Origin of the sequence: Bradyrhizobium daqingense (assembly GCF_021044685.1) — a bacterium.
Classification (GTDB): Bacteria; Pseudomonadota; Alphaproteobacteria; order Rhizobiales; family Xanthobacteraceae; genus Bradyrhizobium; species Bradyrhizobium daqingense.
This window is the reverse complement of record NZ_CP088014.1, coordinates 1,215,666-1,242,641: the sequence shown is the minus strand read 5'-3', so window position 1 is coordinate 1,242,641 and position 26,976 is coordinate 1,215,666. Positions and strand designations below refer to the sequence as shown.

At 65.1% G+C, this 26,976-nt stretch carries 22 protein-coding genes and 1 pseudogene; 15 read left to right on the top strand and 8 right to left on the bottom strand.

Going from position 1 to position 26,976, the window contains the following annotated elements; translation table 11 throughout:
• Positions 1-132: 132 nt before the first annotated feature.
• On the bottom strand, positions 133-1,188 hold the full coding sequence (locus tag LPJ38_RS05755; protein WP_145642038.1) for a LysM peptidoglycan-binding domain-containing protein: 1,056 nt from the start codon (positions 1,186-1,188) through the stop codon (positions 133-135).
• Positions 1,189-1,460: 272 nt separating this feature from the next.
• Between LPJ38_RS05755 and LPJ38_RS05750 the strand changes: the two genes are divergently transcribed.
• From LPJ38_RS05750 to LPJ38_RS05715, 8 genes and pseudogenes are all read left to right on the top strand, one after another.
• A complete protein-coding gene (locus LPJ38_RS05750; protein ID WP_145642040.1) occupies positions 1,461-4,121 on the top strand; it encodes a bifunctional diguanylate cyclase/phosphodiesterase in 2,661 nt (886 codons plus the stop codon).
• Positions 4,122-4,322: 201 nt separating this feature from the next.
• Entirely contained in the window at positions 4,323-5,282 is a 960-nt protein-coding gene (locus tag LPJ38_RS05745) for a helix-turn-helix transcriptional regulator (RefSeq protein WP_145642042.1), read from the top strand.
• 332 nt (positions 5,283-5,614) lie between these two features.
• The gene (locus LPJ38_RS05740; protein WP_231088580.1) at positions 5,615-5,932 is read left to right on the top strand and encodes a hypothetical protein; all 318 of its coding nucleotides are present in this window, start codon (positions 5,615-5,617) and stop codon (positions 5,930-5,932) included.
• Positions 5,933-6,037: 105 nt separating this feature from the next.
• On the top strand, positions 6,038-7,255 hold the full coding sequence (locus LPJ38_RS05735; protein ID WP_145642044.1) for an NAD(P)/FAD-dependent oxidoreductase: 1,218 nt from the start codon (positions 6,038-6,040) through the stop codon (positions 7,253-7,255).
• A gap of 45 nt (positions 7,256-7,300) precedes the next feature.
• Positions 7,301-7,387, top strand: a pseudogene (locus LPJ38_RS05730) (3-hydroxybutyrate dehydrogenase); the annotation flags it as partial.
• Positions 7,388-7,440: 53 nt separating this feature from the next.
• Positions 7,441-8,421, top strand: a complete 981-nt coding sequence (locus LPJ38_RS05725) for an HlyD family secretion protein (RefSeq protein ID WP_145642046.1) — start codon at positions 7,441-7,443, stop codon at positions 8,419-8,421.
• Positions 8,418-10,193 carry an MFS transporter gene (locus LPJ38_RS05720; protein ID WP_145642048.1) on the top strand — a complete coding sequence of 592 codons (1,776 nt, stop codon included), beginning with the start codon at positions 8,418-8,420 and terminating at the stop codon, positions 10,191-10,193. Before LPJ38_RS05725 ends, LPJ38_RS05720 begins: the two co-directional genes overlap by 4 nt.
• A 37-nt stretch (positions 10,194-10,230) precedes the next feature.
• Positions 10,231-11,187 (top strand): MBL fold metallo-hydrolase, encoded by a 957-nt coding sequence (locus LPJ38_RS05715; RefSeq protein ID WP_145642050.1) that lies wholly within the window; start codon positions 10,231-10,233, stop codon positions 11,185-11,187.
• A 102-nt stretch (positions 11,188-11,289) separates the two neighbouring features.
• On the opposite strand, the gene LPJ38_RS37910 is transcribed toward LPJ38_RS05715, so the two are convergent.
• A complete protein-coding gene (locus LPJ38_RS37910; RefSeq protein ID WP_008565198.1) occupies positions 11,290-11,412 on the bottom strand; it encodes a hypothetical protein in 123 nt (40 codons plus the stop codon).
• 83 nt (positions 11,413-11,495) lie between these two features.
• Complete coding sequence (locus tag LPJ38_RS05710; protein ID WP_158644807.1) at positions 11,496-11,672, bottom strand: hypothetical protein; 177 nt, start codon at positions 11,670-11,672, stop codon at positions 11,496-11,498.
• Between the two features lie 405 nt (positions 11,673-12,077).
• Between LPJ38_RS05710 and LPJ38_RS05705 the strand changes: the two genes are divergently transcribed.
• From LPJ38_RS05705 to LPJ38_RS05695, 3 genes are all read left to right on the top strand, one after another.
• Entirely contained in the window at positions 12,078-13,193 is a 1,116-nt protein-coding gene (locus LPJ38_RS05705) for a lactonase family protein (protein WP_145642052.1), read from the top strand.
• Between the two features lie 69 nt (positions 13,194-13,262).
• A complete protein-coding gene (locus LPJ38_RS05700; RefSeq protein WP_167520771.1) occupies positions 13,263-13,433 on the top strand; it encodes a hypothetical protein in 171 nt (56 codons plus the stop codon).
• A 186-nt stretch (positions 13,434-13,619) separates the two neighbouring features.
• Complete coding sequence (locus LPJ38_RS05695; RefSeq protein WP_167520772.1) at positions 13,620-14,513, top strand: efflux RND transporter periplasmic adaptor subunit; 894 nt, start codon at positions 13,620-13,622, stop codon at positions 14,511-14,513.
• Positions 14,514-14,722: 209 nt separating this feature from the next.
• Here the strand turns inward: LPJ38_RS05695 and LPJ38_RS05690 are convergent, their stop codons facing one another.
• Positions 14,723-15,571, bottom strand: coding sequence for a caspase family protein (locus LPJ38_RS05690; RefSeq protein ID WP_145642057.1), 849 nt, complete (start codon positions 15,569-15,571; stop codon positions 14,723-14,725).
• Positions 15,572-16,017: 446 nt separating this feature from the next.
• Between LPJ38_RS05690 and LPJ38_RS05685 the strand changes: the two genes are divergently transcribed.
• From LPJ38_RS05685 to LPJ38_RS05670, 4 genes are all read left to right on the top strand, one after another.
• Positions 16,018-17,748, top strand: a complete 1,731-nt coding sequence (locus tag LPJ38_RS05685; RefSeq protein ID WP_167520773.1) for a hypothetical protein — start codon at positions 16,018-16,020, stop codon at positions 17,746-17,748.
• A 157-nt stretch (positions 17,749-17,905) separates the two neighbouring features.
• Positions 17,906-18,637, top strand: coding sequence for a thermonuclease family protein (locus tag LPJ38_RS05680; RefSeq protein WP_145642061.1), 732 nt, complete (start codon positions 17,906-17,908; stop codon positions 18,635-18,637).
• A 106-nt stretch (positions 18,638-18,743) separates the two neighbouring features.
• Entirely contained in the window at positions 18,744-19,931 is a 1,188-nt protein-coding gene (locus LPJ38_RS05675; RefSeq protein ID WP_145642063.1) for a pyridoxal-phosphate-dependent aminotransferase family protein, read from the top strand.
• A 229-nt stretch (positions 19,932-20,160) separates the two neighbouring features.
• Entirely contained in the window at positions 20,161-22,266 is a 2,106-nt protein-coding gene (locus tag LPJ38_RS05670; protein WP_145642065.1) for a S9 family peptidase, read from the top strand.
• A gap of 131 nt (positions 22,267-22,397) precedes the next feature.
• Here LPJ38_RS05670 and LPJ38_RS05665 read toward each other — a convergent pair whose 3' ends face one another.
• From LPJ38_RS05665 to LPJ38_RS05650, 4 genes are all read right to left on the bottom strand, one after another.
• On the bottom strand, positions 22,398-23,489 hold the full coding sequence (locus LPJ38_RS05665; protein WP_145642067.1) for an SMP-30/gluconolactonase/LRE family protein: 1,092 nt from the start codon (positions 23,487-23,489) through the stop codon (positions 22,398-22,400).
• 74 nt (positions 23,490-23,563) lie between these two features.
• Positions 23,564-24,283, bottom strand: coding sequence for a ribonuclease activity regulator RraA (locus LPJ38_RS05660; protein ID WP_145642069.1), 720 nt, complete (start codon positions 24,281-24,283; stop codon positions 23,564-23,566).
• A 96-nt stretch (positions 24,284-24,379) separates the two neighbouring features.
• Positions 24,380-26,119 carry an L-arabinonate dehydratase gene (gene araD, locus LPJ38_RS05655; protein WP_145642071.1) on the bottom strand — a complete coding sequence of 580 codons (1,740 nt, stop codon included), beginning with the start codon at positions 26,117-26,119 and terminating at the stop codon, positions 24,380-24,382.
• The gene (locus LPJ38_RS05650) at positions 26,116-26,976 is read right to left on the bottom strand and encodes an ABC transporter permease (RefSeq protein ID WP_145642073.1); all 861 of its coding nucleotides are present in this window, start codon (positions 26,974-26,976) and stop codon (positions 26,116-26,118) included. Before LPJ38_RS05650 ends, araD begins: the two co-directional genes overlap by 4 nt.

Below are 26,976 nucleotides of genomic sequence, written 5' to 3'. Positions count from 1 at the left end.
CTGAACACCTCGGCTCCTCCCAGCGCCAAGCGCGCACTGCGCCGCATCATGACGACGCGCTCAGGAACCGAATGTTCCATGGCGACACAGGGCAAAGCGTCGCGGGCGATGTTGCCTCGCTGCTTTCGGTCCTCACTGCGCCTTTTGCGGCACGACGAAGGTCTGGCCGGGATAGATCAAATTGGGGTTCTGGATCTTGCCGCGGTTGGCGTTGAAGATCACGGCGTAGCGGGCGCCGTCGCCATAGGCGAGCCGGCTGAGCGCCCACAGGCTGTCGCCGCGGGAGATCACACGGCTGCCACCGGCTTCCGCGGGTGCACCGCTGAGCGCCTCCGCCGGCGAGGCCGATGCAAGGGTCGTGTGGGCCGGTGTCCGCGCCATGGACCTCGGCTTTGGCGCGCCGGTCAATCTGGGCCGAGCCGCAGGGTTGTCGGGTACCGAGGCCAGGCGCGGCGACGCCGAGGGCAAGGACGCTACGACATCCGACTTGTCGCCGGGCGTCTCTGCCTGTTTCGCTTCCTGACGCACGGCCGGTGCCGGGCGTGCCGGCGGCGGTGCGACCTCGGCGATGGTCACAGGCATGGAGCGGCTGGATTGCGTGACCGTCCCGTCGGCCGACCTCGCCCGCAGGGTCAGCTCATAGGAGCCGGCCGGAAGCTGCGGCGGGGTCATCACGAACTGACCGGATGCATCGGCCACGACCGAGTCGAGCGGCTTGCCGTCGCGCAGCAACTCGACCTTCGAACCCGGGGCGGCCCGCCCGGCGATCACCGCCGCCTCGCCATGATCGTCGATGCGCGCGACGTCGAAACGGGGGCCGGCATCGGCCACAGGCGGCGCTGGCTTGACCGGCGCGATATCGGCCAGCGCCGCGACCTGCTTCTGCGTCTCGGCCAGCGCGTCGGCCTTCGGCTGGGGCGCAGGTGACGGCGACGCGGCTGGTGACGGCGGCGCGTTAGAAACAAGCTTCTGCTGTTCCGGTTTGGGTTCCGACCTGGTTTCGACCTTCGCTTCCGCTTTGGGCTCGGCCTTGGCTTCGGCCTTGGCCTCCGGCTTGGCCGCGATGGCGACCTCAGTCTTCGCCCCCGACGGCAGCAGGCGGCGCAGCTCGGTGGGGCCGATCACCAGCACGGTGCCGATCACCGCGAGCAGACAGAGTGCAATGAAGGCCTTGGACGCGGTCATCATCGGAAGAACCTTAATCAGAACCTTGGGTCGCAAATCAGCCGGATGCGCAAATTGCGCCGATTTGGCTGCGGCAGCAAGACGATCGTTGGACTGATACGGCCGGACAAGCCCCCCAAGAATATCGCCGTGAAAGGCCTCGCCGGACCGGCAGATCCGCCGGTGACGCCAGGGAACAACCCTCTGATTTCGCTCCGATTCATATTCTCCTAACCTTCGCTGGTAACGGCGTCTTGTCGGTTTTGCTGCATCTTGCGTCCAACGGGAGGGCTGGGATGGGCACATCGATACGATGGACCGCGCGGATGCGCGCGTTGCTACGCCGCTGGCGCGGTGCGCCGCTGACATGGCTGATCGTCGGCGGCTTTGTGCTGATGGCCGCGACCGCCATCGCCACCGCGCTCACCGTCGACCGCTTCCGGCAGAATGCGATCGAGAGCGGCCGCGACAGTCTGGAAAACTCCGTCCGGCTGCTGGCCCGGCATTTCGACCGCGAGTTCGAGGACTTTGCGGTGCTGCAGAAGAGCATCATCGCCGAGCTCGAAAGCCATGGCATCGAATCCGCCGAAATCTTCCGCAGCGAGATGGGCACGCTCGCCATGCACGAGGTGCTGCGCGCAAAGGCCAGCGGCTGGTCCGACGTCGCCGGCGCCAACGTGTTCGATTCGAACGGCATCCTGATCAATTCGTCACGGCGCTGGCCGGTCGCCGACGTTTCGATCGCCGACCGTGGCTATTTCAATCGCCTCAAGAACGATCCGGCCGCGCAGGAAGAGATCGAGGTGGTCCAGGGCCGGTTCGGCAACGGACCGGCCATCGTGTTCGCGCGGCGCGTCTCCGGCCCGCATGGTGAATTCCTTGGAATTGTCTCGCGCGCGATCGCACCGGGGCAGCTCGAATCCTTCTTCGCCTCGACCGGGCTCGGCGAGGAATCCTCGATCGCGATGCACCACCAGAACGGTCAGCTGCTCGCGCGCGTTCCGCATGTCGAGGCGATGATCGGGCAGAACTACCGCAAGGGCACGCCGGAGCAGAGGGCGGTGTTCGAGCGCACCTTCGTCACGACGCAGCTCGCAAGCCCGATCGACGGCAAGGACCGCATCGTCGCCTCGCGCCTCCTCACCGGCGAGCCGCTGGTGATCGTCGCGACCAAATCACTCGATGCGACGCTGGCCACATGGCGCACCCAGACCAAATTCTTCGTCACCGTTGCCGTGCTGTCGATCGGCCTGCTGGTGCTCACGCTCTATCTGATCTTCCGTCAGATGACGCATCGGCTGTCGCTGGAGAAGCAGCGGCTCGATACTGCGATGAACACCATGACGCAGGGCCTCCTGATGTTCGATCAGGACGAGCGGATGATCGTCTGCAACCGGCGCTACATCGAGATGTACGCCCTGTCGAGCGAAGTGGTGAAGCCCGGCGCCTATTTCCGCGACGTGATCCAGCACCGTCATGATACCGGCTCTTTCCACGGCGACGTCGAATCCTATTGCGACGGCATCCTGAGCAAAGTCGGGCGCACCCAGAGCACAATCGTCGAGACGACCGACGGCCGCCTGATCGAGATCAAGAGCCAGCCGAGCGCTGCCGGCGGCTGGCTCGCGACCCATGACGACGTCACCGAGCGCATTCGCGCCGACGAGCGCATCGCGCACATGGCGCATTACGACGCACTGACCGACCTGCCCAACCGCGTGCTGATGCGCGGCCATCTGGAGCGGCGCGTCGCCGAGCTCGGCCAGGGCAAGCCGTTCGCGATCCTCTATATCGACGTCGACGAGTTCAAGGGCGTCAACGATTCGCTCGGACACGAGGTCGGCGACGAGCTGTTGCGCCAGGTCGCGAATCGCCTGCGCGCCTGCGTCAGTGGCAACGACATGGTCGCGCGGCTCGGCGGCGACGAATTCGCCGTCATCAAGGCTGGCACCAACGATCCGGCCGAGCTGACGGCGCTGGCGGAAACCATTCTTGCGGCGCTGCGCATGCCCGTGAATTGCAAGGGCCAGGAAATCCCGACCGATGCCAGCATCGGCATCGCGATCGCGCCCGACCATGGCGACAATATCGACGATCTGCTTAAACGCGCCGATCTGGCGATGTATGCCGCGAAATCGGAAGGACGCCGCACCTTCCGCATCTTCTCACCCGAATACGACGCCAAGGCGCGGCAGCGGCGGCAGCTCGAGCTCGACTTGCGCCAAGCGCTTGCGCGCTGCGAGTTCGAGGTGCACTACCAGCCGCTGGTCGACCTCGCGGCCAACGTCGTGACCGGCTGCGAGGCACTGCTGCGCTGGCGCCACCCCGAGCGCGGCATGGTCTCGCCCGCGGATTTCATCCCTATCGCCGAAGACATCGGCCTGATCGGCGAGATCGGTGAGTGGGTGCTGAAGCAGGCCTGCCTGGAAGCCGCGAGCTGGCCCGGCCAGATCCACATCGCGGTAAATGTGTCGCCGGTGCAATTCCGCTCACGGACGCTGGCGCTCAAGGTCGCCGCCGCGCTCGCGGAGTCCGGCCTTGCGCCGGGGCGGCTCGAGCTCGAGATCACCGAGACCGTGCTGATCCGCGACGACGAGGAGGCGCTGACGATCCTCCAGCAGCTGCGCGAGCTCGGCGTGCGCATCGCGCTCGACGATTTCGGCACCGGCTATTCCTCGCTGAGCTATCTGCACCGCTTCCCGTTCGACAAGATCAAGATCGACCGCAGCTTCATCAACGACATCGGTCGGTCCGAAGATTCCTCGCCGATCGTGCAGGCCGTGGTGCACATGGCCGCCGCCCGCCGCATGGCGACGACCGCCGAAGGCGTCGAGACCGAGGCCCAGCGCGCGGTGCTGCGTCAGCTCGGATGCAGCCAGATGCAGGGCTGGTTGTTCAGCCCGGCCGTGCCGGCTGCGAAATTGAAGCAGCTCCTGTCGGCGCAAGCGGCGGCTTAGCGGGCCCGCCAACCCCTTTGTCATGGAACGTCTCCCCTCGCCCGCCGTGCGTTCGCGAAAACGCGCGCCGGCTTGGCGCAGGATCAGGCAAAACATGGCTGCTTCAGGCAATACGCCACGTCCTGCAACCCATAGAACGCACCCCGGTCCGTAGAAACACGGACCACTGATCTGAAGTTCGACACGATCAGGAGAGTCCCAATGACCGGGAACACCGCTTCCATGCGCGATCCCTCGCAGCAGGGCTTACCATCCGCACCTCACGCACAGCCGGAGGACAGCGCGCACTCCGACCGGCCCGTTGCCGGCGCGGAGATGGCGCGCGTGCTCAGGACCGAGCCGTTTCGCATGGCGCTGGACGCCACGGGTGCCGGCATCGCGCATTGGAAGCACGATCCGCTGCACGACGTGGTCGAGCCCATGAGCCACCACGTGATCATGGCCTATAACGGCGTGATGCAGCGCATGGAGCGGCGTTCGGGACGATCGGTTGCGATCGGCACGTTTCGTCCCGGCGTGCTGATCATCATTCCGGAAGGTTCGAGCTCCAGATGGGACATTCCGAAACCGGTCGACGTGGTTCAGCTCTATCTTCCCGATGCGACGCTCAAGCGCGTTGCCGACGAGGCCGGAACCGCACCGGCCGACCTGCTCGAACGAACGGCGCACCCCGACCCCATCACGTCGCGACTGCTGCTGAGCGCGGCGGACGCGATCGAAGGTCATGGCGCGCTGGACGATCTGTTCCGGCATCAGCTGACGGATCTTCTGGCCACGCGCATTCTGGCCGCCCATACGGGCACGCCGGCAGCGTTCATGCCGACAACGGGCGGGCTGGCACCGAAGATCCTGCTCCGCGCGATCGAACGCCTCCGCTCGGACAGCGATGCCGACGTCTCGCTCGACGCGCTGGCGTCAGACGCGGGTCTGTCGCGCTTTCACTTCTGCCGCGCCTTCAAGGAAAGCACCGGCCTGTCCCCGCATTCCTGGCTGCGCCAGCACCGGCTCGAACAGGCCATGAAGATGCTGCGCGACAGCGACGACACGGTCGTCTCGATTGCGGCAACTCTCGGCTATTCTTCGCAGACCGCCTTCGCTGCGGCATTCCGCAAATTGACTGGCGAGACGCCGAGCGACTGGCGCAGGCGCCACAGGCGATAACGACGATCGTTCGAAGCGCAAGCTAAGTCCTTCGTCGGCGGGACGCGTTCATGACGCGCGCCCCCGCACCATGACGATCATGCCGACCGGCTCGACGTCCGACGGGACATCGCCGATCATTGCCCCTCGTCAACATCATTTTCCGCAGCGAACGTCGGAGCGCAATGCACGCGGGGCCGGCGCTTCTGCGCGACCGGCGAGAGCCCGCGCGATTGGCGCAAGCGCCAGCGTTAACAGCAATCGCGCTGCAGTCACGGCAATCGCTCTGGCGCAGCGGCAGATGCGATCGACTAGACCATCATCATGCCCAGACCAATCGAGGGAGACCGAAGATGAGCTGGAAAGAGATGCGCCGGAAAGAGACGAATTGGAAGAACTTCATCGGCCGGCGGGTGATCGCGTCGCGTCGCCGGGGCCTTGCGACCGCAACCTTGTACGGACTCTCGCTGGCCGTTCGCTTCACGTCCGCAACGGGCGAGGAGGTGGAGATTCCGGCACATGCCATGCACCCGACCTACCCGCTGGTGTCGATCATGAATCGGAATGGCTCCGGCCTTCCCTATCCGGACTGGGGCTCGCGGACTCAATCGGTCGTCTTCCGTCAAGGCTGGCCATCGAGCTCGCCGCTGTCGCGCTGCATCGCGCCTTAGGGCCGACGACCGACTTCACTTCGTGCCGTCGCCGACGCTGCCCTGAGCGGGGCTGCGACGGCTCCCGTATGGATTTTCGAAACGCAGAGATCAAGGAGTAAACTCATGCGACTAGTCATCATCGGCGCCGGCTTCGCCGGCATGTATGCCGCCCTTTCCGCAGCGCGCCTGCGCGAGATTCAGGGCGTCACGCCAGACCAGCTCGAGATCGCGCTGGTTGCCCCCGAGCCGACGCTCGTGGTTCGCCCGCGGCTCTATGAACCGAAGCCAGAGACCTTGACGGCGCCCTTGCTCGACGTGCTCGAGGCCATCGACGTCACCTATGTGCAAGGCATCGCCGAGGCGGTCGACACCAAATCCAGCATGGTGAAGATCGCGACAGCGAAGGGCACGAAGAAGACGCTCTCTTACGACCGCCTCGTCGTGACCACCGGCAGCCGGCTGTTCCGTCCGAACATTCCGGGCCTTGCCGAGCACGGCTTCAGCGTCGATTCACTCGAGGACGCGATCACGCTCGACAAGCACCTGCATGGCCTCGCCAGGCGGCCGGCCACGAACGGGCGCGACACCGTCGTCGTCGCCGGCGGCGGCTTCACCGGCATCGAGGCGGCCACGGAAATGCCGGCGCGGCTTCGCGATATCCTCGGCGCAAGCGCCAGCACCCGCGTCATCATCGTTGATCGCAACAAGGAGATCGCGCCCGACATGGGCGCAGGCCCGCGCCCTGTCATCGAGGACGCTCTTCGCAAGCTCGGTGTGGAAACCCGCCTCGGCGCCGGCGTCGCCTCGCTCGACGAGGCCGGCGTCACCCTGTCCAGCGGCGAACACATCGAGACCGAAACCGTGATCTGGGCGGCGGGCATTCGTGCGGCGCCCTTGACGGCGCAAATTCCCGGCGAGCGCGACAATTTCGGTCGATTACTGGTCGACCGCTGTCTGCAGGTGTCCAGCGTTCAGGACGTCTTCGCGGCCGGCGATGCGGCACGGGCCGCCTGCGACGACGACGGCAATTACGCGCTGATGTCGTGCCAGCACGCCACGCGGATGGGCGCCTTCGCCGGCAACAATGCCGCGGCCGAGCTGCTTGGTCTTGCGACCAGGCCTTACCACCAGAAAGGCTACGTCACCTGCCTCGACCTCGGCGGTGCCGGCGCGCTGTTCACGCGCGGCTGGGAACGCGAGGTGACGATGGTCGGCGACGTCGCCAAGAGGACCAAGCAGGAGATCAACACCGTCTGGATCTATCCGCCGAAGGCGGAGCGCGCCGCCGCCCTCGCCTCGGCCGATCCGGAGCGCGCGACTGACGTGACCGGCTTCCTCTAGCCCCCACACGAACGGGCCGCGCTTCATCGCCGAGGCGAGGCCCGCGGCACGGTCGCTTTCCTGTGCTCGACCGCGGCGGACCAGATCACGGGGACCGCGATCTCGGTCGATGGCGGGTGGACCGCGCAATGACCGGGAGCGTGAACATGGACATCACTGAATCATAGCCATTGCAGGAGGGTGTCGTGGTGCATCTGAACAAGAAGGCGATCGGCCTGTCGCTGTGCCTCGCCTCCGTCGCGGTCGTGGCCGCGGGATTTACCTATGCCCGGTCCGGCGAGACGTCGACCGACAACGCCTATATCCGCGGCGACGTGACCTCGCTCGCACCGAAGGTCGCGGGCTACGTCACCGCCGTGGAGGTCCAGGACAACCAGACCGTCAACGCGGGTGACGTCCTGTTCCGGATCGACGATCGGGACCACCGCGCGCGGCTCGCGCAGGCCGCCGCCAATGTCGAAGCGGCACGAGCCCGGCTGACCAATGTCGATGCGGAGATCCAGCTCCAGCATGCTCTGATCCGCCAGGCCGAAGCTCAGGCGCTTGCGAGCGCGGCCGAGAAGAATCTGGCCCGCAAGGCGTCGGACCGGCGCCGCGAGCTGATCCGCACCAATGCCGTCAGCCAGGCCCAGGTCGATGAGAGCGACGCGGCGCTGTCGAAAGCCGAGGCAGCGGTCTCCGCGGCGGATGCAACGATCGAGGCGCAGCGGCAGCGCATCGCCGTCCTCGCCAGCCAGCGCGAAGCCGCCGTCGCTGCGGTGGCGCAGGCACGGGCCGCCCGCGAGCTCGCCCAGATCGATCTCGACGACACTGTCGGCCGCCTGGTTGCGCCGGGTGCTTCCCTGCTCGACATCGTTCCGGTCAGGGACGTCTGGGTCGTCGCGAATTTCAAGGAGACCCAGATCGAGCAAATCCGTCCGGGTCAGCGGGTACGCATCGTCGTCGACGGTTACAGGCACACGGCGCTCGACGGCGTCGTGGACAGCTTTGCGCCGGGCAGCGGATCCGCCTTCAGCATGCTCCCGTCGGACAATGCGACCGGCAACTTCGTCCGCGTCGTTCAACGCGTCCCGGTGAAGATCCGCTTCATCAACAATGAGCTGCCCGGCCGCCTGGTTCCCGGCCTGTCGGCGCGCGTCGACGTCGATCAGGGAAGCGGCTCATGACGGCGATCGTCACCGCGGCATCGCGCCCCGAACGGCCTGCAGCGGGAGCCCTGTTCGTCGCGGGCATCGTGCTGGCCACGCTGACGGAGGCGATCGCGAGCACGGTTCTGTCGCTCGGGCGCGGCTACATCATCGGCGACGTCCATGTCACGCCCGACGAGTTCGCCTGGCTCGACGTCGGATACATGGCCTTGAAGCTGATCGGATTCACGACGGCGCCCTCGGTTGTGCACCGTGTCGATCCTCGCCGCCTGATCATCGGCTCGACCCTGGTGATGGGCACCGCATGCGGATTGACGATCGTGACTGAGCGGCTGGATCTGCTGATCGCGCTCCGGATGATTCAGGGTCTCGCCGGCGGTATCCTGCTCGTCACGGGTCAGGCAACGATCTTCGATGCCTATCCGCGATCCCGGCAACCGATCCTTCAGGCCTTGTTCGCGATGGGATCGGTCGTCGCTCCCGCGACGATCGCACCGGCCCTGCAAGGCTGGCTGATCGACAGCCGGTCCTGGACCTGGATCTTCTTCAGCGTCGTTCCGCTGGCGCTCGCGGCTGCCGGCCTGCTGCTGATCGCCGACGGCCCGAAGCCGGTCGTGCGCCAGCGCCGTCCGCTCGACTGGATCGGCATCGGGCTGATCTCGGCCGCGCTCTTCTGCTTCGCGTACGTCCTCAACCAGGGCAGCCGATGGGACTGGTTCGAGGAGCGCTGCATCCTCTGGCTTACGGTGTTCGGGGCGACCGCGCTGCTGACGTTTCTCGGCAGGCAAGTTCTATCCGGCGGCAAAGGCTTGCTCGATTTCTCGTTGTTCCAGTGTGAGGATTTTTGCTTCGCCTTCGTCGTCAGCTTCGTTGCGGGCGCCGCATTGTTCGGCAGCGCGTTCCTGATCCCGTCCTTTGCCGTCTCGGTTCTGGCGTTCAGGCCGACCGACGCCGGCCTGCTCCTGCTGCCGAGCGGCGCGTTCTTCATCGCCACGCTGCTGGTGGCCGCCTTCCTGATGCAGGTCCGTCGCGTCCCTCCCGTCGCCACGGTCCCCTTCGGCATCCTGATGATCACGATCGCAATGTGGATGCTGTCGGGCTCGACCAGCGAAAGCGGTGCGCATGACATGATGGCAGCAATCCTGCTGCGCGGCCTCGGCCTCGGTTTCCTGTTCCTGTCGATCACCCTGATCGCCTTCGGCAACCTCAGCGAATGTAATCGCGCCTTCGGCATCGGCCTGTTCAACACGAGCAGGCAGCTCGGCGGCCTCATCGGCGTCGCCGGCCTCGAGACCCTGATCGAGCACCACACTGCCGGCAATCTGACGGTGCTCGGCGCCAACCTGACCGCCGGCGTTCCCGCGATCAGCGAACGGCTGACCTCGACGGCCGCGATGCTCAGCGCGAGGGGAATGGACGCACTGGCCGGCCGCGCCGCCACGAGCCTGCTGGACGGCGTCCTCATCCGCCAGTCAAGGGTGATCGCCTTCGACACCGCGTTCAATGCCGTTGCCCTGCTCTTCGTGTTCGCCGTGCCCGTGCTGGTCGCCGTCAAGCTCGGCCTGCACCGATACGCTCAAGCACGCGCTACGCAGTCACACCAGGTCGGCGCGCCAGAGATCGCCGATCTCGTCGCGTGCTCAGGCGCAGGCCTTGGCAGCAATCGCTCTACAGCGACGGCAATCGCTCTGGCGCAGCGGCAAACCCGATCCGGTAGATCATCACCATGCCCGAACAGCGAAGGTCGAGCACTCGTCTCGGCCGCCCCGGAGCCCGTCACCAGTCTCTGAACACCCCACCGGCACGACGAACAGAGGAGCATCGAAGATGAGTCAAGCGATCCGAAATACCCAGGAGAAGACGAACATGAATTTGCACAAACCCACACATGTGAGCAGGCCACGCCCCGAAGAGCTGGTCCCGTCGCGCTATGCGCTGAAGATCGGCGAGATCGACGTCATGGTGATCAGTGACGGCGTGCTGACGCTGCCGGGTGCGATGCTGGCCCACAACGCCGATCCGGCCGTCCGCGCGGCCTGGCTGAAGGACATGTTCCTGCCGCCGGATGCGTTCGACTGGGCGCTGAACGTGGTTGTGGTGCGGAGCGGCAGCCAGACCATCCTCGTCGATGCGGGATTGGGGTCCGATCCGGACCTGCATCTGCCGCGGGCCGGGCAGTTGAGCAAGCGACTTGAGGCCGCCGGCATTGATCTCGGGGCGGTGACCGATGTGGTGCTGACCCACATGCATATGGATCACATTGGCGGGCTGCTCGTCGACGAGGTGAAGGAAGGGCTGCGTCCCGATTTGCGGATCCACGTCGCTGCCGCTGAGGTCAAGTTCTGGGAGGACCCCGATTTTACCCACGTCTCGATGCCGCCGGGATTTCCGGACGCGCTGCGGGCGACCGCGAAGCGGTTCGCCAAAGAATACCACAATCAGCTGCGCACCTTCGAGGACGAGCACGAGGTGGCGCCGGGCGTGATGGTCACCCGCACCGGCGGCCATACCCCCGGGCACAGCATCGTCCGCCTGGCATCGGGCGGCGACCGGCTGACATTCGCCGGCGATGCCGTATTCACGGTCGGCTTCGATCACCCCGACTGGCACAACGGGTTCGAGCATGATCCCGAAGAGGCCGCGCGCGTTCGCGTCCGTCTGCTGCGCGAGCTGGCCGCGAACCGCGAATTGCTGGTGGCCACCCACATGCCATTCCCTTCGATTGGACATGTCGCGGTGGACGGCAATTCGTTCCGTTGGATCCCGGCGTTCTGGGACTACTGACGGCTGGGCGGGTCCGCCTCGCATGAGAGCGTGATCCGATCGCAACCTGAAGCGCGATGAGGTTCATCCCGATCTCATCGCGCTTTCCGGCGCCGCAACAATTCACATCAAACGTTTTGCGGCGCGCACTTCGGCGATCTCGGCGTCGGGATGGCTGACGATGGTGGCGAACATGATGCCGCTGATGATGAGCGACCAGGCGGTGTTCCAATAGATCCAAAACACGTGCCAGCCTCCGTTTCGATTCCATTCGCCGTGGGTTCGGATAACGGCACGGCGACGCTGCCGTTCCCGCCGCGAATACAGCGCTACTTTTGTTTGGTCGGTGGCGAGGCGTGATCGGTTTGACCGGTGTGGCGCTTTGCCACGACGTCCGCGTCGTTCTCACCCTCACGCGGGCGCGGCGGCGGCTTTGGCTGGCCTTTCTGACCGCCATGCTTGCCGCCCATGTCGGGCTTGCCTTCGAGGTCGTTTTCACGGGGCATGATGCTTCAATGCACTGGCGCGGCATTGGTTCGCATTTGCGCGTGAGACATCTTCGCCTGTGAACGAGGTCATAGGATCGCCGCGGTTTGCGGTGCACGATCACCGGCAGGGACATCTCGATTTCGGCCGGCGGACGGGGCCCGATGCGGAGACGACTGATCGCCTGGACCATCCTGACCTGCGGGCTGCTTGCAGTGGCGGTATGGACTGTGCTTGGCCCGCCCAACCATCCGACGGGCCCGCATCTGCCCTCCCGCAGCGTAACGGCGGCGCGCTAGCCATTCGCGCGCGACCGATACAATTTAGGCATCGATCAATTCCATCTGGAATTTGGTGCAGTGGCGCGCCTCCCGCTATCCTCGACGGCAAAACGATGATGCCGCACCGGCTTCGAGGAGGAGACCATGTCGACACCGATTCGACGTACCGCATCACGCGCTGCGATCGCCACCGCCCTCACACTTCTTGCCCTCATTCCTGGAGTCCGCGCCGGCATGGCCGAAACCTTCGCTTATGTCGGCAACGCCGACAGCAACGACATCAGCGTGTTCAAGATGGCCGAAAGCGGCGAGATGACACCGGTGCAGACCGCTGCCTTCACCGGCGTGGAAAAGCCCGGCTCCTCGACGCCGCTCGCGATCACCCCCGACAAGCGCGTGCTGATCGCCGGAATCCGCTCGCAGCCATACCTCGCCGTCAGTTTTGCGATCGATCCCAAAACCGGCCGGCTCGGCCATGTCGGCAACGGTCCGCTCGCCGACAGCATGGCCAATATCGCGGTCGATCGCAGCGGCAAGTTCCTGTTCAGCGCGTCCTATGGCGGCAACAAGGTCGCGCTGAATCCGCTTCAGGCGAATGGCGTCGCCGCCGAGCCGAAGCAGGTGATCCCGACCGGGCTGAACGCGCATGCGTTCCTGCCTGCGCCTGATAACCGCTTCGTGTTCGCGACCAATCTCGGCTCCGACCAGGTGCTGAGCTTTGCGTTCGATTCAACGGCGGGCACGCTGACGCCGAACGATCCGCCGGCGGTCAAGGTGCCGGAGAAATCGGGACCGCGGCACTTCGTGTTTCACCCGAGCGGCAAGTTCGTCTATCTCGTCCATGAGCTGAACGGCGATGTCGCGGCGTTCAGCTATGAGGCCAAGAGCGGCGCCTGGACCGAGATGCAGCGCACCAGCGCGCTGCCGGAGGGTTTTGGTGGCAAACCCTGGGCCGCCGACATCCACCTCACCCCAGACGGCCGCTTCCTCTATGCCTCGGAACGCACCACGAACACGCTCGCCGCCTACAGGATCGATGCAGGCAGCGGCAAGCTGACCACGATCGGCAGCGTGCCGACCGAGAAGCAGCCGCGCGGCTTCAACATCGATCCCTCGGGGCGCTACCTCGCCGCGGTCGGCGAGCTCTCCGACGGCATGACGGTCTACGCGATTGATCAGAGCAGCGGCGCGCTCACCAAGCTGAAATCCTATCCCACCGGCAAGAAGCCGAACTGGGTCGAATTCCTGAGCCTGCCGTGAAGGGCGTCGATCGGCCTACGTAGTGATCCGCAATTTCAAATGGCGGACCTTGGCGCCATATCATCCGCCATGGACCGTCAGATCGTCTTCAAGTGCCCACGGACCGGCATGAACGTGCAGCATCGGCTTGACGATGAGCCGGGCGAGCGCACGCATGTGTCCGTGCCCTGTCCGGCCTGTACCGGACTGCACCTGCTCGATCGTTCCACAGGCAAGCCGCTCGGCGATCGCCGGAACTGACCGCCGGCGAGTATCTGCCGTCGCTTTTTGGCAGCAGCGAACCTGATCTCTAATCCCGCGACTAATCAAGGACTTGCCGCGGCGGCCACGCCAACGCGGCATCCTACCATGAGGCAACAGCGCCGTGGTCCGGCACGTTGCCATCTGCTATCGATTGAAGGGCTTGAACCCCCTGTGGAATTTTCGATGCGTCATTTTCCCCGTGCCGTCGCCCGAAGCCTGTTTCCCGCAGTCATCGCCGGAGTGTTCGCGCTCGGCCCAAATCCGGCCGGCGCCGCCGAGGACGATGCTCCCAAGGGGCCGGCAGTCACGGTGCTGAAGGTCGCGAAATCCTGCTTCTCCGACATCGTCGAGGCGACCGGCTCGATCATCGCACGCGAGGAAAGCTCGGTGCGGCCCGAACGTCCCGGCCTGAAGGTGACGGAGGTGCTGGCAGAAGCCGGCCAGACCACCACCGCCGGCCAGGTGCTGGCCCGGCTGGCGCTGCCGGAAGGCGGCACGCTTCAGGTCACCGCGCCGGTGGCGGGCGTGATCGCCACCTCGACCGCGCAGATCGGCAATTTCGCATCGGCGAAGGGCGAGGCCCTGTTCACGATCGTGGCGCGCAGCGAATACGACCTGGTCGGCCTGGTCGCGACCACCGATATGCGCAAGCTCGCGGTCAACCAGCAGGCGACCGTGCGCATCGCCGGCTCCGGCGACATTGACGGCAAGATCCGCCGCATCGGACCGACCGTCGAGCAGAACATCCAGCAAGGCATGGTCTATATCGGCATCTCCTCGCAGAAGCGCCTGTTGCTCAACGCGAGCGGGCGCGCGCTGATCAAGTCCGGGCAGAGCTGCAACGTCGCGGTGCCGCTGACCGCTGTGCAATATTCCTCGGCCGGCACGGTGGTGCAGGTGATCCGCCGCAATCGCGTCGAGACCAAGCGCGTCGAGGTCGGACTGATGTCGGGCGGCAATATCGAGATTCGCGACGGCCTCAACGAGGGCGACGTCGTCGTGGCGCGCGCGGGCGCGCTGCTGCGCGAGGGCGATCCGGTACGCCCGGTGATGGCAAGCGCGGAAGCTGCGAAGTAGCAGTCACCATCGTCATTGCGAGCGAAGCGAAGCAATCCAGATTCTTTCCGCGGAGCGATTCTGGATTGCTTCGTCGCGAGAGCTCCTCGCAATGACGTTGCAGGCGCAGCGCGCCCCAAAAAATGGCCCCGGCTCAGCGTCGCATCATTGCATGATGCGACGCGTCCGGGGCACGAGACTTCGCAGTACGTCGCAAGACCTAAGAAAAACTAGCCGCCGGCTTCGCCGAAGCGGACGTCCTCGAGCAATGACGAGGAGATGGTCGGGACCTGATCGCCCTCGCTGGCACGGGAGATGGCGAGGCGGGTCTTGTTGAAGACGCTCTCGGCGCTGCCCTGCGCATTGAGGTTGTTGAGGAACTCGCTGACCAGCACGCTGTGCTCGCCCTTGCCGTCGTCGACGACCTTGCCGGGCGAGGCCGAGGAGAGGATCAGCGCATTGTCGGGCGCGCTGATCGGCGCGAGGCCGTGGCTGTAGGAGCGGAAGCGGCGTTCGAAGGGATTGCGGCGGGAGGCGTCAACCACGACGAGCTTGGCCTTGGCGCCCTGCTCCTTCATCATGTCGAGCACACCGTCGATGGAGACGCCCTGGCGGCGGACGTCGCTTTCCTTCCAGATCACGGCATCGACCGGCAGCATGTAGCTCTCGCGGCCGGCCTGCACGCCGTAGCCGCCAAAGAACAGCATGACGACGGTGTCGTGCTTGATGCGGGACTTTAGGCGGTTGACGGCGCGGACCATGTCGTCCTTGGTCGCGTCTTCCACCATGTCGACATCAAAGCCGTTCTTGCGCAGGGACGAGGACAGCGCGCGGGCGTCGTTGATCGACTGCGTCAGCGGCGCGTTGGCGTCGGGGTAATGTCCATTGCCGATGACCAGCGCCAGGCGCGAGGTCTGGCCGATCGAGCCGGTGATCTGGTCGGTCGAGACGGCCTTGGCCGCATCGATCGCGCGCATGTTGAGAGCAGCATGGGCGCCGATCACCAGCGAGACCGTGCCGATGAGGGCCGCGGCCAGCGCGATCGTGCGTCTGGAAAGGTCGAGCTGCCTTACATTCATCTCGGTTCGTTTCCTGTGCCAAAGACCAGCCAAGCGCGCGCACACTGTTTGAGTAGCGCGATAGCGTCTTTAGGTTTGAGGGATTGGCCGGGGAAGTGCCCCCGAATTGCGCGCAATTTGCGGCGCCGCACCAAACAAACCTTTAACCGCATATAGGTGCCCCGGCAATAGATTGCTCAAAATTTGAGCTAAGCCACTGAAGATATTAATTAATTCTCCGAGGCGGATTCCCCCATTTTTTCATTCCCCGTGGCCTTCCGGAGACCGATCATGCAGCCTCTTTGCCGCCTTTTTCCGTGACAGCGATCACATTTGTATTTCCTGCGAATCCGGGTAGCTTTTTCAAAGACTTGCAGGGGGTGGCGTGTGGCTGTCGGCGCGCTGGCCGGCCCTTGGCCAAGCCACCAGAGAAACGACCCGCCAAAGTCCCTGCGACCAGGTATTTCATGAGCTTTCAATATTTCGCCGGCGCCGCCTGCCGGGCGCTGACGGCGCGGAAGGACGGCCCCTCGCTTTACGACGTGTGCGATCCCGTCTTGTCGGGCCCTGTCGGCGGCGATCCGCATCTGGCCAAATTCTATAAGACCGCGCTCGGCAACCCCGCGCTGCGGGTGCTGCTGCGGCGGGCCGGGCTGCCCGAGCTCCGGGACGAAGCCAAGCTGATGGCGCTGCGCCAGGCGCTCGTCCGCGCGCGGGACGAGGCGGAGCCCGACTGGGCAGCCGTCGGCCAGCCCGTGGCCGACCTCGTTGACAGCATCGTGCTCGACCATCCGAGGCCGCCGCCGGCCATGTTCGTCGGCGCGGCGCCGGACCAATCGCGGATCGACCGCGTGATCCGCGACTGTGCTCAGCATCTGCTCGGCTCGTACCGCCGCAACGGTTTTCTGCCCACCTACGCCGCCTTCAACCTGATCGGCGATCCTGATTTCCGCGGACGCGAGCTGATCATGGCGCTCACGGGCCTGAACGCCCGCGGCTACAAGAACTCCTCGCTGCTGTTCAATCTCGCCCGCGTCTTCATCGCCCGCTCGAAGGCCGCCGCAGTGGTCAATCCGCCCTGGCGAGGGATCGCCGAGCCGATGTGGGAGCCGGTGCAGATCCGCCACCGCTCGGCCTATTACGACGCGTTCTTCATCGAGGCGTTGCTGAGTTATGTCGAGACCGGGCTCGCCTCGTCCGCCGACAAGACCGCGGCGGAGCGCGCGATCGCCGACATGGTGGATTTCTGCGTCAATATCAGCCGCGAGGAGGTGGAGGGCTTGGGTGGCGCGCGGTTCAATGTCGTCACCGCGCTGGCGCCGGCGCCACATCCGCGCTTCTCCCGCTTCTTCGCCCAGATCAAGCAGGATCTCGGCTTCGGCATCTACGTGCCCGATTGCGACACCACGGCCTGCTCGATCTCCGCGGCGACGCAGGCCGGCTGCACCGATGCGATCATCGACCAGCCGCTGTTGGATTTCTACGCCGGCTACCAGGTGCAGGCCGGCGTCAACGCGCCGCGCGTGACCGTGCCGCTCAACGACAATATCGACTACGAGGGCGGGGTCGCGACCTGGATCGACAATCTCGCGGGCGAGCGACCCTACGGCAACGATCTCGATCCGACGCTCAATCTGGACATTCTCGAGGTCAGCTTCCGCAATCTGGCGCGCTGGAAAGTTCTGGAGACACCGGCGCGGCTCGCCACCGTGCATCGCATCATCGGCTTCCAGAAGCGCCTGGCGGCCAGCGGCGCCTTCGCCAATCCGCGCTCGCACATCTACTATCTGCCGGAGCTCTACAGCGCCTATTTCGGCCGCTGCTATGCCGCCTTCCTGTCGTTGCCGCTGGCGGCGCAGGCCGCGATCGACCCCGCCGGCGATTTCGACTTCATCCGCCACCGCGTGCTGTCCTACGTCAAGGGCGAGCTGATGGCCGCCGAGATGAACGTGTTCGACGCGGCCCTGGCGCTGATCGCGCTCGGCCATCTCGGCGCCGACCCGCGCGCCTTCGCACCCGCGCTGAACGTGATCGTCGCGAGCCTCGGTGAAGGCGGCCGTCGCGGTCCGTTCCGTGCCTATGAATGGAACAAGATGAAGACGCCGACGCGGATCCTGGTGGGCGGGCCCGAGGTGACGTCGGCGTTCGTTCTGATGGGCCTCGCAATAGCGAGGCGGCGAATGGTGAATGGCGAGTAGCGAATGATCGCGTCCCTATTCGCCATTCAGCACTCGCTATTCGCCCCCGAGATGACGGGAAGTTGAAAGCCTAACCGTTAGGCATATGCTGGCCGGGCAGACAAAAGCCGACCACAATTGCGACGTCTATCGAGATTTTCTTCACACACGGACCGGCATGTTGCGAAAAATCCTGATTGCGCTGTCCCTGCTCGGCTTGTCGTTGCCCTCGCTAGCCGAGGCCGCCGAGATCACCGGCACGGCGAAGGTGCGCGCCGGCGACGCCGTGGTGATCGGGAACGCGCGGATCCGGCTCGGCGGCATCGACGCGCCCGCGGTCGACCAGCTCTGCCTCAACACCAAGTCCGAGCGCTGGACCTGCGGCGTCGCCGCGCGCGACGAGCTCGCCAAATATGCCGAAGGCAAGAACTGGGTCTGCCACACGAGGTCGATCGACCGGCGCGGCCGCACCGTGGCGCGGTGCGAGGTCGGCGGCGAGGACATCCAGAAATGGCTGGTGCGCAACGGCTGGGCGCTGGCCTATACCCGCATCTCCAAGGACTACGAGCCCGACGAGGCGGCCGCGCGCGAGGCAAAAGCCGGGATGTGGCAGGGTGCGTTCATCGCGCCCTGGGACTGGCGCGTGCGCAACAAGAAGACCACCATCCTGGGCGCCACCAAACCGCCGGACGGAGCTCATGCCGTGCTGCTCGCCTCGGCCTCCGGACCGGTCGCGCCCTCGCCCGACTGCACCATCAAGGGCAACGTCAACACGTCAGGCGAATGCATCTATCACCAGCCGACCAGCCGCTGGTACACTCAGATCAAGATGAAGATCAGCAAGGGCACCCGCTGGTTCTGCTCGGTCGAAGAAGCAGAAGCCGCCGGTTGCCGCGAGACGAAGCGATAGCCCACTCCAGACCTGCGTTTTGTGCGCTTTTCTTGCGTGCTCGCGGCGCGTAAAACGGGATGCAGCAACCCATCAGCCTGTCCACCAGCAACAAGGACCAACAGCAATGACCGTTCGCGCGGGCCGGGAATTTCTGGCCATCCCCGGGCCCACCACGATGCCCGACGAGGTGCTGCGGGCAATGCACCGTCCGGCAATCGACATCTACTCCAAGCAGATGACCGATTTGACCGAGAGCCTGCTCAGCGACATCTCGAAGCTGTTTGCGACCAAGGGCAAGTCCTACATCTACATCGCCAACGGGCACGGCGCCTGGGAAGCGGCGCTCAGCAACGTGCTGTCGCGCGGCGACAAGGTACTCGTGCTGGAGAGCGGGCGCTTTGCGATCGGCTGGGGCAACGCCGCAGCGCTGATGGGCGCCGAGGTCGAGGTGCTCAAGGGCGACTGGCGCCGCGCGGTGCGGCCGCACGAGGTCGAGGAGCGCCTGCGCCGCGACAAGGAGCACACGATCAAGGCGGTCGTCGTGGTCCAGGTCGACACCGCCTCCGGCGTGCAGAACGACATCGAGGCGATCGGCAAGGCGATCAAAGCGGCCGGCCATCCCGCGCTGTACATGGTCGACACCGTGGCATCGCTCGGCTGCATGCCGTTCGAGATGGACAAATGGGGCATCGACGTCGCGATGTCCGGCTCGCAAAAGGGTCTGATGACGCCGCCCGGTCTCGGCTTCGTCGCCGCCAATGCGCGTGCGCTCGAAGTGCACAAGACCGCCAACATGGCGACTCCCTATTGGAGCTGGAGCGAGCGCGAGGGCACCGAGCATTATCGCAAATATGCCGGCACCGCGCCGGTGCATCTGTTGTTCGCGCTGCGCCAGGCCATCGACCTCCTGCACGAGGAAGGGCTGGAGAATGCCTTCCGCCGCCACAGCCTGCTCGGCGAAGCTGCGCGCCGCGCGGTGTCAGCTTGGTCGGAAGGCCAGGTGCTGGGCTTCAACGTCGCCGAAGCCAGCGAGCGCTCCAATACCGTGACCACGGTCACCATGAGCAACGGCCACGACCCGGCCGTGCTGCAGCGCTATTGCAAGGAGAAGTGCGGCGTCGTGCTCGGCACCGGCATCGGCGACCTCTCGGGCCAAGCTTTCCGCATCGCCCATATGGGCCACGTCAATGCGCCGATGCTGCTCGGCACGCTCGGCGTGATCGAGATCGGTCTCAACGCGCTGAAGATCCCGCATGGCAAGGGCGGGCTGGAGGCAGCCGTCGCATATCTCGGTGAAGAGGTGGCGGTGTAAGGCGCAAGCCGCAAGCGACGCTGTCATCCCGGAAGAGCAGCTCTGGCAACGCAGCGTTGTCAGCGCGGAGCGTTGATCCGGCACCCGCGGCCACAAGACGTGTTCGGGGCGCGGCAGCGCTGGCATTTCGTGGAATCGGGACGATATAAGGTGGACGTGCCTTCTCTTCCCGTTCCTACGGGAGCGAGAGAAGGACCGCCGCGCGAACACGATACGACGAGGACCGCGAGTGACAAAAGCCAAGACGCCTTCCCAGCCCCCCGTCGCCCCGCGCCGGCCGCATTCCTTCACGCGGCACGGCATCACAGTGACCGACGATTATGCCTGGCTGAAGGACGACAAATGGCAGGAGGTGCTGCGCGATCCCGGAGTGCTCGATCCCGACATCCGCAAATATCTCGATGAGGAGAACGTCTACACCGAGAGCCTGCTCGGCCACACTGCCAGCCTGCAGAAGACGCTGGTGCGGGAGATGCGCGGGCGGATCAAGGAGGACGATTCCAGCGTGCCGTCGCCGGACGGTCCCTTCGCCTATTTCCGCAGGTTTCGCGATGGCGGGCAGCACGAGCTGTTCGGCCGCATGCCGCGCGACGGCGGCGAGGGCCAGATCGTGCTCGATGGCGACGCACTCGCCAAGAACCACAAATATTTCAAGTTCGGCGGCAGCCGGCACTCGCACGATCACAAGCTGCAGGCCTGGAGCGCCGACACCAAAGGCTCCGAATATTTCTCGATCCGCGTACGCGACTGGGCGAGCGGCAAGGATTTGGACGACGTCGTCGAGGAGACCGACGGCGGCATCGTCTGGGCCGCGGACTGCAAGAGCTTCTTCTATGTGAAGCTCGACGACAATCACCGCCCGATGCAGGTGTGGCGACACAAGCTCGGCACCAAGCAGGCGGACGACACGCTGGTCTACGAGGAGCAGGATGCCGGCTGGTTCACCCATCTGCACGAGAGCACCAGCGGCCGCTTCTGCGTGATCGCCGGCGGCGACCACGAAACCTCCGAGCAGCGGCTGATCGATCTCGCCAACCCCGAGGCGCCGCCGCGCCTGGTCGCGGCGCGCGAGGAAGGCGTGCAATATTCGCTGGCCGACCGCGGCGACGAGCTCTTCATCCTCACCAATGCCGACGACGCCATCGACTTCAAGATCGTCACCGCGCCGCTTGCCGCACCCGCGCGCAAGAACTGGCGCGATTTGATCCCGTATCGGCCGGGCATCTACATCATTGATCTTGATCTCTATGCCGGCCATCTGGTGCGGCTGGAGCGCGCCAATGCGCTGCCGTCGATCGTGATCCGCGATCTCGCCTCGAACGAGGAGCACGCCATCGCCTTCGACGAAGCCGCCTATTCGCTGGATACGATGGGCTCCTACGAATTCGAGACGACCACCCTGCGCTTTGCGTATTCCTCGATGACGACACCGTCGGAAGTCTACGACTACGACATGGTCAAGCGCACGCGCACCTTGCGCAAGCGCCAGGAAATTCCGTCGGGCCACGACGCGGCCGACTATGTCACGACGCGGATCATGGCGAAGGCCCATGACGGCGCCGAAGTGCCGGTGTCGATCCTTCATCGCCGCGGGCTGAAGCTCGACGGCTCTGCGCCGCTGCTGCTCTACGGCTACGGCTCCTACGGCATGGCGATGCCGGCCTCGTTCAACGCCAACCGCCTGTCGCTGGTCGATCGCGGCTTCGTCTATGCCATCGCCCATATCCGCGGCGGCGCCGACAAGGGCTGGGGCTGGTATCTCGACGGCAAGCGCGAGAAGAAGACGAACTCGTTCGACGATTTCTCAGCCAGCGCCCGCGCGTTGATCGCTGCAAAGTACACCAGCCCGAAGCGCATCATCGGCCATGGCGGCTCGGCCGGCGGCATGCTGATGGGCGCGGTCGCCAATCGCGCCGGCGAACTGTTCACCGGCATCGTCGCCGAGGTGCCGTTCGTCGACGTGCTCAACACCATGCTCGACGACACGCTGCCGCTGACGCCGCCGGAATGGCCGGAATGGGGCAACCCGATCGAAAGCGAGAAGGATTTCCGCACCATCCTGTCCTATTCGCCCTACGACAACGTCGCGGCAAAGGACTATCCGGCGATCCTTGCGATGGGCGGGCTTACTGATCCCCGGGTCACTTACTGGGAACCCGCCAAATGGATCGCGCGCCTCCGCGCCACCATGAGCGGGGGCGGCCCGGTTCTCCTGCGCACCAACATGGGCGCCGGCCATGGCGGCGCCTCGGGGCGGTTCGACCGGCTGGATGAAGTCGCGATCGTCTACGCGTTCGCGCTGTGGGCGGCGGGGATGGCGGAGGCGGGGGTGTAGCGACAGCAGCAAACGCGTAGGGTGGGCAAAGCAAAGCGTGCCCACGATCTCATGCCGTTTCGAACAGAGGGTGGGCACGGCGCAAATGCGCCTTTGCCCACCCTACGGCGTCCTGACTCGCGGCGACGACCTCACACCGCCCCATGCGCCTCGACGTAGAGCGCATAGACCGAGTGGCTGCTCGCCATAAACAGGCGATTGTTCTTCGGGCCGCCGAAGCAGAGATTGGCGCAACGCTCCGGCAGCTTGATGAAGGCGAGCGGCTTGCCGTCCGCGTTGAACACCATCACGCCATCGAGGTCTTCGGATTTGGCCTTGAGCTGAAACACCTTGCGGCCGCCGACATCGCTCGGCTCGGATTGCAGCGCGCCGTTGGAGCCCCAGCCGCACCAGAGATTGCCGTCGCGATCGACACGGAAACCGTCGAGCGAGCCCTGGTCGGCGGCGTCGATCAGCTTGGTCTTGCCACTGAGCGAACCGTCGTCGCCGACATTGTAGCTCCAGATGCTGCGGTTCGGCGTACCCTTCCATTCCACGACATAGAGCTTCTTCTCGTCCGGCGAGAAGGCGAGACCATTGGGATTGACGAGGTCGGTGAGGACGGCGGTGATCTTGCCGTCCTTGGCGATACGATAGACATTGGTGGTGGCCTGCTCGGCTTTCTCCTTCTTGCCCTCCCACTCGCCATTGATGCCGAACAACGGATCGGTGAACCAGATGCTGTCGTCGGACTTCACCACGATGTCGTTCGGCGCGTTCAGCCGCTTGCCCTCGAACTTGTCGGCGAGCACGGTGATCTTGCCGTCCTTCTCGGTACGGGTGATGCGGCGCGTCACCGAATGCTCGCAGGTAACGAGACGGCCCTGCCGGTCGCGCGCATTGCCGTTGGCGTAATTCGCGTTGGCGCGGAACACGCTGGTCTGCCCGGTCTTCTCGTCGAACTTCATGATCCGGTTGTTGGGAATGTCGGAGAAGAGCAGATAGCCGCCTTCCGGAAAATAGGCCGGGCCTTCGGCCCAGCGCATGCCGGTCGCAACCTGCTCGACCGTCGAGGAATACAGTCGGTACTTCGTGAAGCCGGGATCGAGGATCTGGACGGCGGGATCGGGATAGCGCTGGTTCGGCGTGAACGGGAACGACTGCGCGCCGACGGCGCGGGCGAGAAGCGTCGATGTCACTACGGTGCCAGCGCCGGCCATGAGGTTGCGTCGCGTGAGATTCATTGAAGTCCTCCCTGCTTGATAAAAGGCCGGCGCTTTGCTGCGCCGGCTCGTGTCTTGACGTGACTGGTCTCTGCTTAGCGGCCGTTCTTCTTCCGCCACTCCGCAAAATCGGTCAGCGTCTGCGGATCGGTGGCTGGATAGAGACCGAAAATGCCGCGGCCCTTGCCGACCTCTTCTGTCACGAAGTCCTCGAACGCGGTCATCTCGAACGTCTCGTTCGCGATCTCATCCGCCAGATGCGCGGGGATCACGATGACGCCGTCGGCATCGCCGAGAATGACGTCGCCGGGAAACACCGGCGCATCGCCGCAGCCGATCGGGACGTTGATCTCGATCGCCTGGTGCAACGTGAGATTCGTCGGAGCTGAAGGGCGGTGGTGGTAAGCGGGGATGCCGAGCTTGGCGATCTCGGCGGAATCGCGAAAGCCGCCGTCGGTGACGACGCCGGCAACGCCGCGCTTCATCAGCCGCGTCACCAGGATCGCACCGGCCGAGGCCGCGCGCGCGTCCTTGCGGCTGTCCATCACCAGCACCGCGCCCAGCGGGCAGTCCTCGACCGCCTTGCGCTGCGGATGGGAGCGGTCCTTGAAGACCTCGATGGTGTTGAGGTCCTCGCGCGCCGGCATGTAGCGCAGCGTAAAGGCCTCGCCGACCATGGTCGGCTGGTCCGGTCCGACGGGATGCACGTCCTGGATCATCTGGATGCGCAGGCCGCGCTTGAACAAGGCGGTGGCGACGGTGGCGGTGGAGACGGATTTGAGCTTGTTGCGGGTGGCTTCGGAAAGTTTGGTCATGCGTTTTCTCTCTCGTTCGTCATTCCGGGGCGGCGAAGCCGAACCCGGAATCTCGAGGTTCCGGGTTCGATGCTTCGCATCGCCCCGGAACGACAGTCAGTAAATCGAAGGCTCGCCGATCGGCGCGCCGAAATCGGTCTCGAGGAAGTCGAAGTCACATCCGTCATTGGCCTGCTTGATGTGCTTGGTGAACATCCAGCCATAGCCGCGCTCGAAGCGGCGCTCGGGCTGCTTCCAGGCGGCGCGGCGTTTTTCCAACTCTGCTTCGGGGACATCGAGATTGATGGTACGCGCAGCAACATCGAGCGTGATGCGGTCGCCGTTCTGCACCAGCGCCAGCGGACCGCCGATATAGGATTCGGGCGAGACGTGCAGGATGCAGGCGCCATAGCTGGTGCCGCTCATGCGCGCATCCGAGATGCGCACCATGTCGCGCACGCCCTGCTTCACGAGCTTGGTCGGGATCGGCAGCATGCCCCATTCCGGCATGCCCGGTCCTCCTTGCGGCCCTGCATTGCGCAGGATCAGGATGTGGTCCTCGGTGACGTCGAGGTTGGGATCGTCGACCGCCTTCTTCATCGACGGATAATCATCGAACACCAGCGCAGGACCGGTGTGCTTGAGGAAGCGCGGCGCGCAGGCGGAGGGCTTGATGACGCAGCCGTCGGGCGCGAGATTGCCCTTGAGCACGGCGAGCGCCCCTTCCTTGTAGATGGGATTGTCGACGGAACGGATCACATCGGCATTGTGCACCTCGGCGCCGTCGATGTTCTCAGCCACCGTCTTGCCGGTGACAGTGACGCAGTCGAGATGCAGATGTTGCTTGATTTGGCCCATCAGCGCCGGCAGGCCGCCGGCATAGAAGAAATCCTCCATCAGATAGGCATCGCCGCTGGGGCGGACGTTGGCGATCACGGGTACCTTGCGGCTCGCGATCTCGAAATCGTCGAGACCGATGTCCTGGCCGGCGCGGCGGGCCTGCGCGATCAAATGGATGATCGCGTTGGTCGAGCAGCCCATCGCCATCGCGACCGCAATGGCGTTCTCGAAAGCCTTCCGGGTCTGGATCATCTTCGGCGTCAGATCCTCCCACACCATCTCGACGATGCGGCGGCCGCATTCGGAAGCCATCCGGATGTGGTTGGCGTCTGCGGCCGGTATCGAGGACGCGCCCGGCAGCGTCATGCCGATCGCTTCGGCGATCGCTGTCATGGTGGAGGCGGTGCCCATGGTCATGCATGTGCCGTAGCTGCGGGCAATGCCGGCCTCGATGTCGAGCCAGTCCTTGTCGGAAATTTTCCCGGCGCGGCGTTCGTCCCAGTATTTCCAGCCGTCCGAGCCCGAGCCGAGCGTCTTGCCCTTCCAATTGCCGCGCAGCATCGGGCCGGCTGGCAAATAGATCGCCGGAATGTTCATCGAGGTCGCGCCGAGCAGCAGCGCGGGCGTGGTCTTGTCGCAGCCGCCCATCAGCACCACGCCGTCGACGGGGTGGCTGCGCAGGAGCTCCTCGGCGTCCATCGCCAGCAGGTTGCGGTAGAGCATGGTGGTCGGCTTGAGCAGGGATTCCGACAGCGACAGCGCCGGCAGCTCGATCGGCAGGCCGCCGGCCATCAGGATGCCGCGCTTGACGTCATCGACCCGCGACTTGAAGTGCATGTGGCAGGGCTGTGCATCCGACCAGGTGTTGAGGATCGCGATAACAGGGCGATCCTTCCACTCTTCCGGCGCGTAGCCCATCTGCATGGTGCGCGAGCGGTGGCCGAACGAGCGCAGATCGTCGGGCGCGAACCAGCGCGCGCTGCGGAGCTGGTCGGGCGTTTTCTTCTTATTGGTCATGATTGGGTGCCCCATTTCTGGACGGTGTTCCGCTCGATCGCGCGGAAGATCAGGTTCTCGACAAAGAGCCCGATGATGATCACGGTCAAGAGGCCTGCGAACACGGCGGGTATGTCGAGCAGATTGCGGTTCTCGAAGATGAACCAGCCGAGCCCACCCTGGCCCGAGGACACGCCGAACACGAGCTCGGCCGCAATCAGCGTGCGCCAGGCGAAGGCCCACCCGATCTTGAGACCGGTGAGGATCGAGCCGAAGGCCGCGGGGATCAGGATCTTTGCGACGTAGGGCAGCCCGCGCAGGCCGTAATTGCGGCCGACCATGCGCAGCGTGTTGGACACGCTCTTGAAGCCCGAATGGGTGTTGAGCGCGACCGGCCACAGAACCGAATGGATCAGCACGAAGACCAGGCTGCCATTGCCGAGGCCGAACCAGATCAAGGCAAGCGGCAGCAGCGCGATCGCCGGCAACGGGTTGAACATCGCCGTCACCGTCTCCAGGAAGTCCGTGCCGATGCGGGTGGAGATCGCGAGCACGGTGAAGATCGCGGCCAGGATGATGCCAGCCGAATAGCCCATGAACAATACTTTCAGCGACGTCCACGCGCGCATCGGGATCGTGCCGTCCTTGACGCGCTCGAACAGCGTCGCGAAGGTGTCGTGCAGTGTCGGAAACAGCAGGGGATTGTCGAGGACGACGCCGTAGACCTCCCAAACCGCCGCGAGGAACAGGATGATGACTGCCTTGCGGACGAAGCCGTCGTTCCACAGCAGCTCGGCAACGCTCAGCTTGCGCTCGACCTCGCCTGTGCCGGCAACAGCCAACGGCGCGTCACGCAGCAAGATTCTCGCTTCACCCAT

Excerpts from the sequence above, each read along its gene's own strand:
- LPJ38_RS05755 (WP_145642038.1), bottom strand. The coding sequence starts at position 1,188 with ATGATGACCGCGTCCAAGGCCTTCATTGCACTCTGTCTGCTCGCGGTG.
- LPJ38_RS05750 (WP_145642040.1), top strand. The coding sequence starts at position 1,461 with ATGGGCACATCGATACGATGGACCGCGCGGATGCGCGCGTTGCTACGC.
- LPJ38_RS05745 (WP_145642042.1), top strand. The coding sequence starts at position 4,323 with ATGACCGGGAACACCGCTTCCATGCGCGATCCCTCGCAGCAGGGCTTA.
- LPJ38_RS05740 (WP_231088580.1), top strand. The coding sequence starts at position 5,615 with ATGAGCTGGAAAGAGATGCGCCGGAAAGAGACGAATTGGAAGAACTTC.
- LPJ38_RS05735 (WP_145642044.1), top strand. The coding sequence starts at position 6,038 with ATGCGACTAGTCATCATCGGCGCCGGCTTCGCCGGCATGTATGCCGCC.
- LPJ38_RS05720 (WP_145642048.1), top strand. The coding sequence starts at position 8,418 with ATGACGGCGATCGTCACCGCGGCATCGCGCCCCGAACGGCCTGCAGCG.
- LPJ38_RS05715 (WP_145642050.1), top strand. The coding sequence starts at position 10,231 with ATGAGTCAAGCGATCCGAAATACCCAGGAGAAGACGAACATGAATTTG.
- LPJ38_RS05710 (WP_158644807.1), bottom strand. The coding sequence starts at position 11,672 with ATGCCCCGTGAAAACGACCTCGAAGGCAAGCCCGACATGGGCGGCAAG.
- LPJ38_RS05705 (WP_145642052.1), top strand. The coding sequence starts at position 12,078 with ATGTCGACACCGATTCGACGTACCGCATCACGCGCTGCGATCGCCACC.
- LPJ38_RS05700 (WP_167520771.1), top strand. The coding sequence starts at position 13,263 with ATGGACCGTCAGATCGTCTTCAAGTGCCCACGGACCGGCATGAACGTG.
- LPJ38_RS05695 (WP_167520772.1), top strand. The coding sequence starts at position 13,620 with ATGCGTCATTTTCCCCGTGCCGTCGCCCGAAGCCTGTTTCCCGCAGTC.
- LPJ38_RS05690 (WP_145642057.1), bottom strand. The coding sequence starts at position 15,571 with ATGAATGTAAGGCAGCTCGACCTTTCCAGACGCACGATCGCGCTGGCC.
- LPJ38_RS05685 (WP_167520773.1), top strand. The coding sequence starts at position 16,018 with ATGAGCTTTCAATATTTCGCCGGCGCCGCCTGCCGGGCGCTGACGGCG.
- LPJ38_RS05680 (WP_145642061.1), top strand. The coding sequence starts at position 17,906 with ATGTTGCGAAAAATCCTGATTGCGCTGTCCCTGCTCGGCTTGTCGTTG.
- LPJ38_RS05675 (WP_145642063.1), top strand. The coding sequence starts at position 18,744 with ATGACCGTTCGCGCGGGCCGGGAATTTCTGGCCATCCCCGGGCCCACC.
- LPJ38_RS05665 (WP_145642067.1), bottom strand. The coding sequence starts at position 23,489 with ATGAATCTCACGCGACGCAACCTCATGGCCGGCGCTGGCACCGTAGTG.
- LPJ38_RS05660 (WP_145642069.1), bottom strand. The coding sequence starts at position 24,283 with ATGACCAAACTTTCCGAAGCCACCCGCAACAAGCTCAAATCCGTCTCC.
- araD (WP_145642071.1), bottom strand. The coding sequence starts at position 26,119 with ATGACCAATAAGAAGAAAACGCCCGACCAGCTCCGCAGCGCGCGCTGG.
- LPJ38_RS05650 (WP_145642073.1), bottom strand. The coding sequence starts at position 26,976 with ATGGGTGAAGCGAGAATCTTGCTGCGTGACGCGCCGTTGGCTGTTGCC.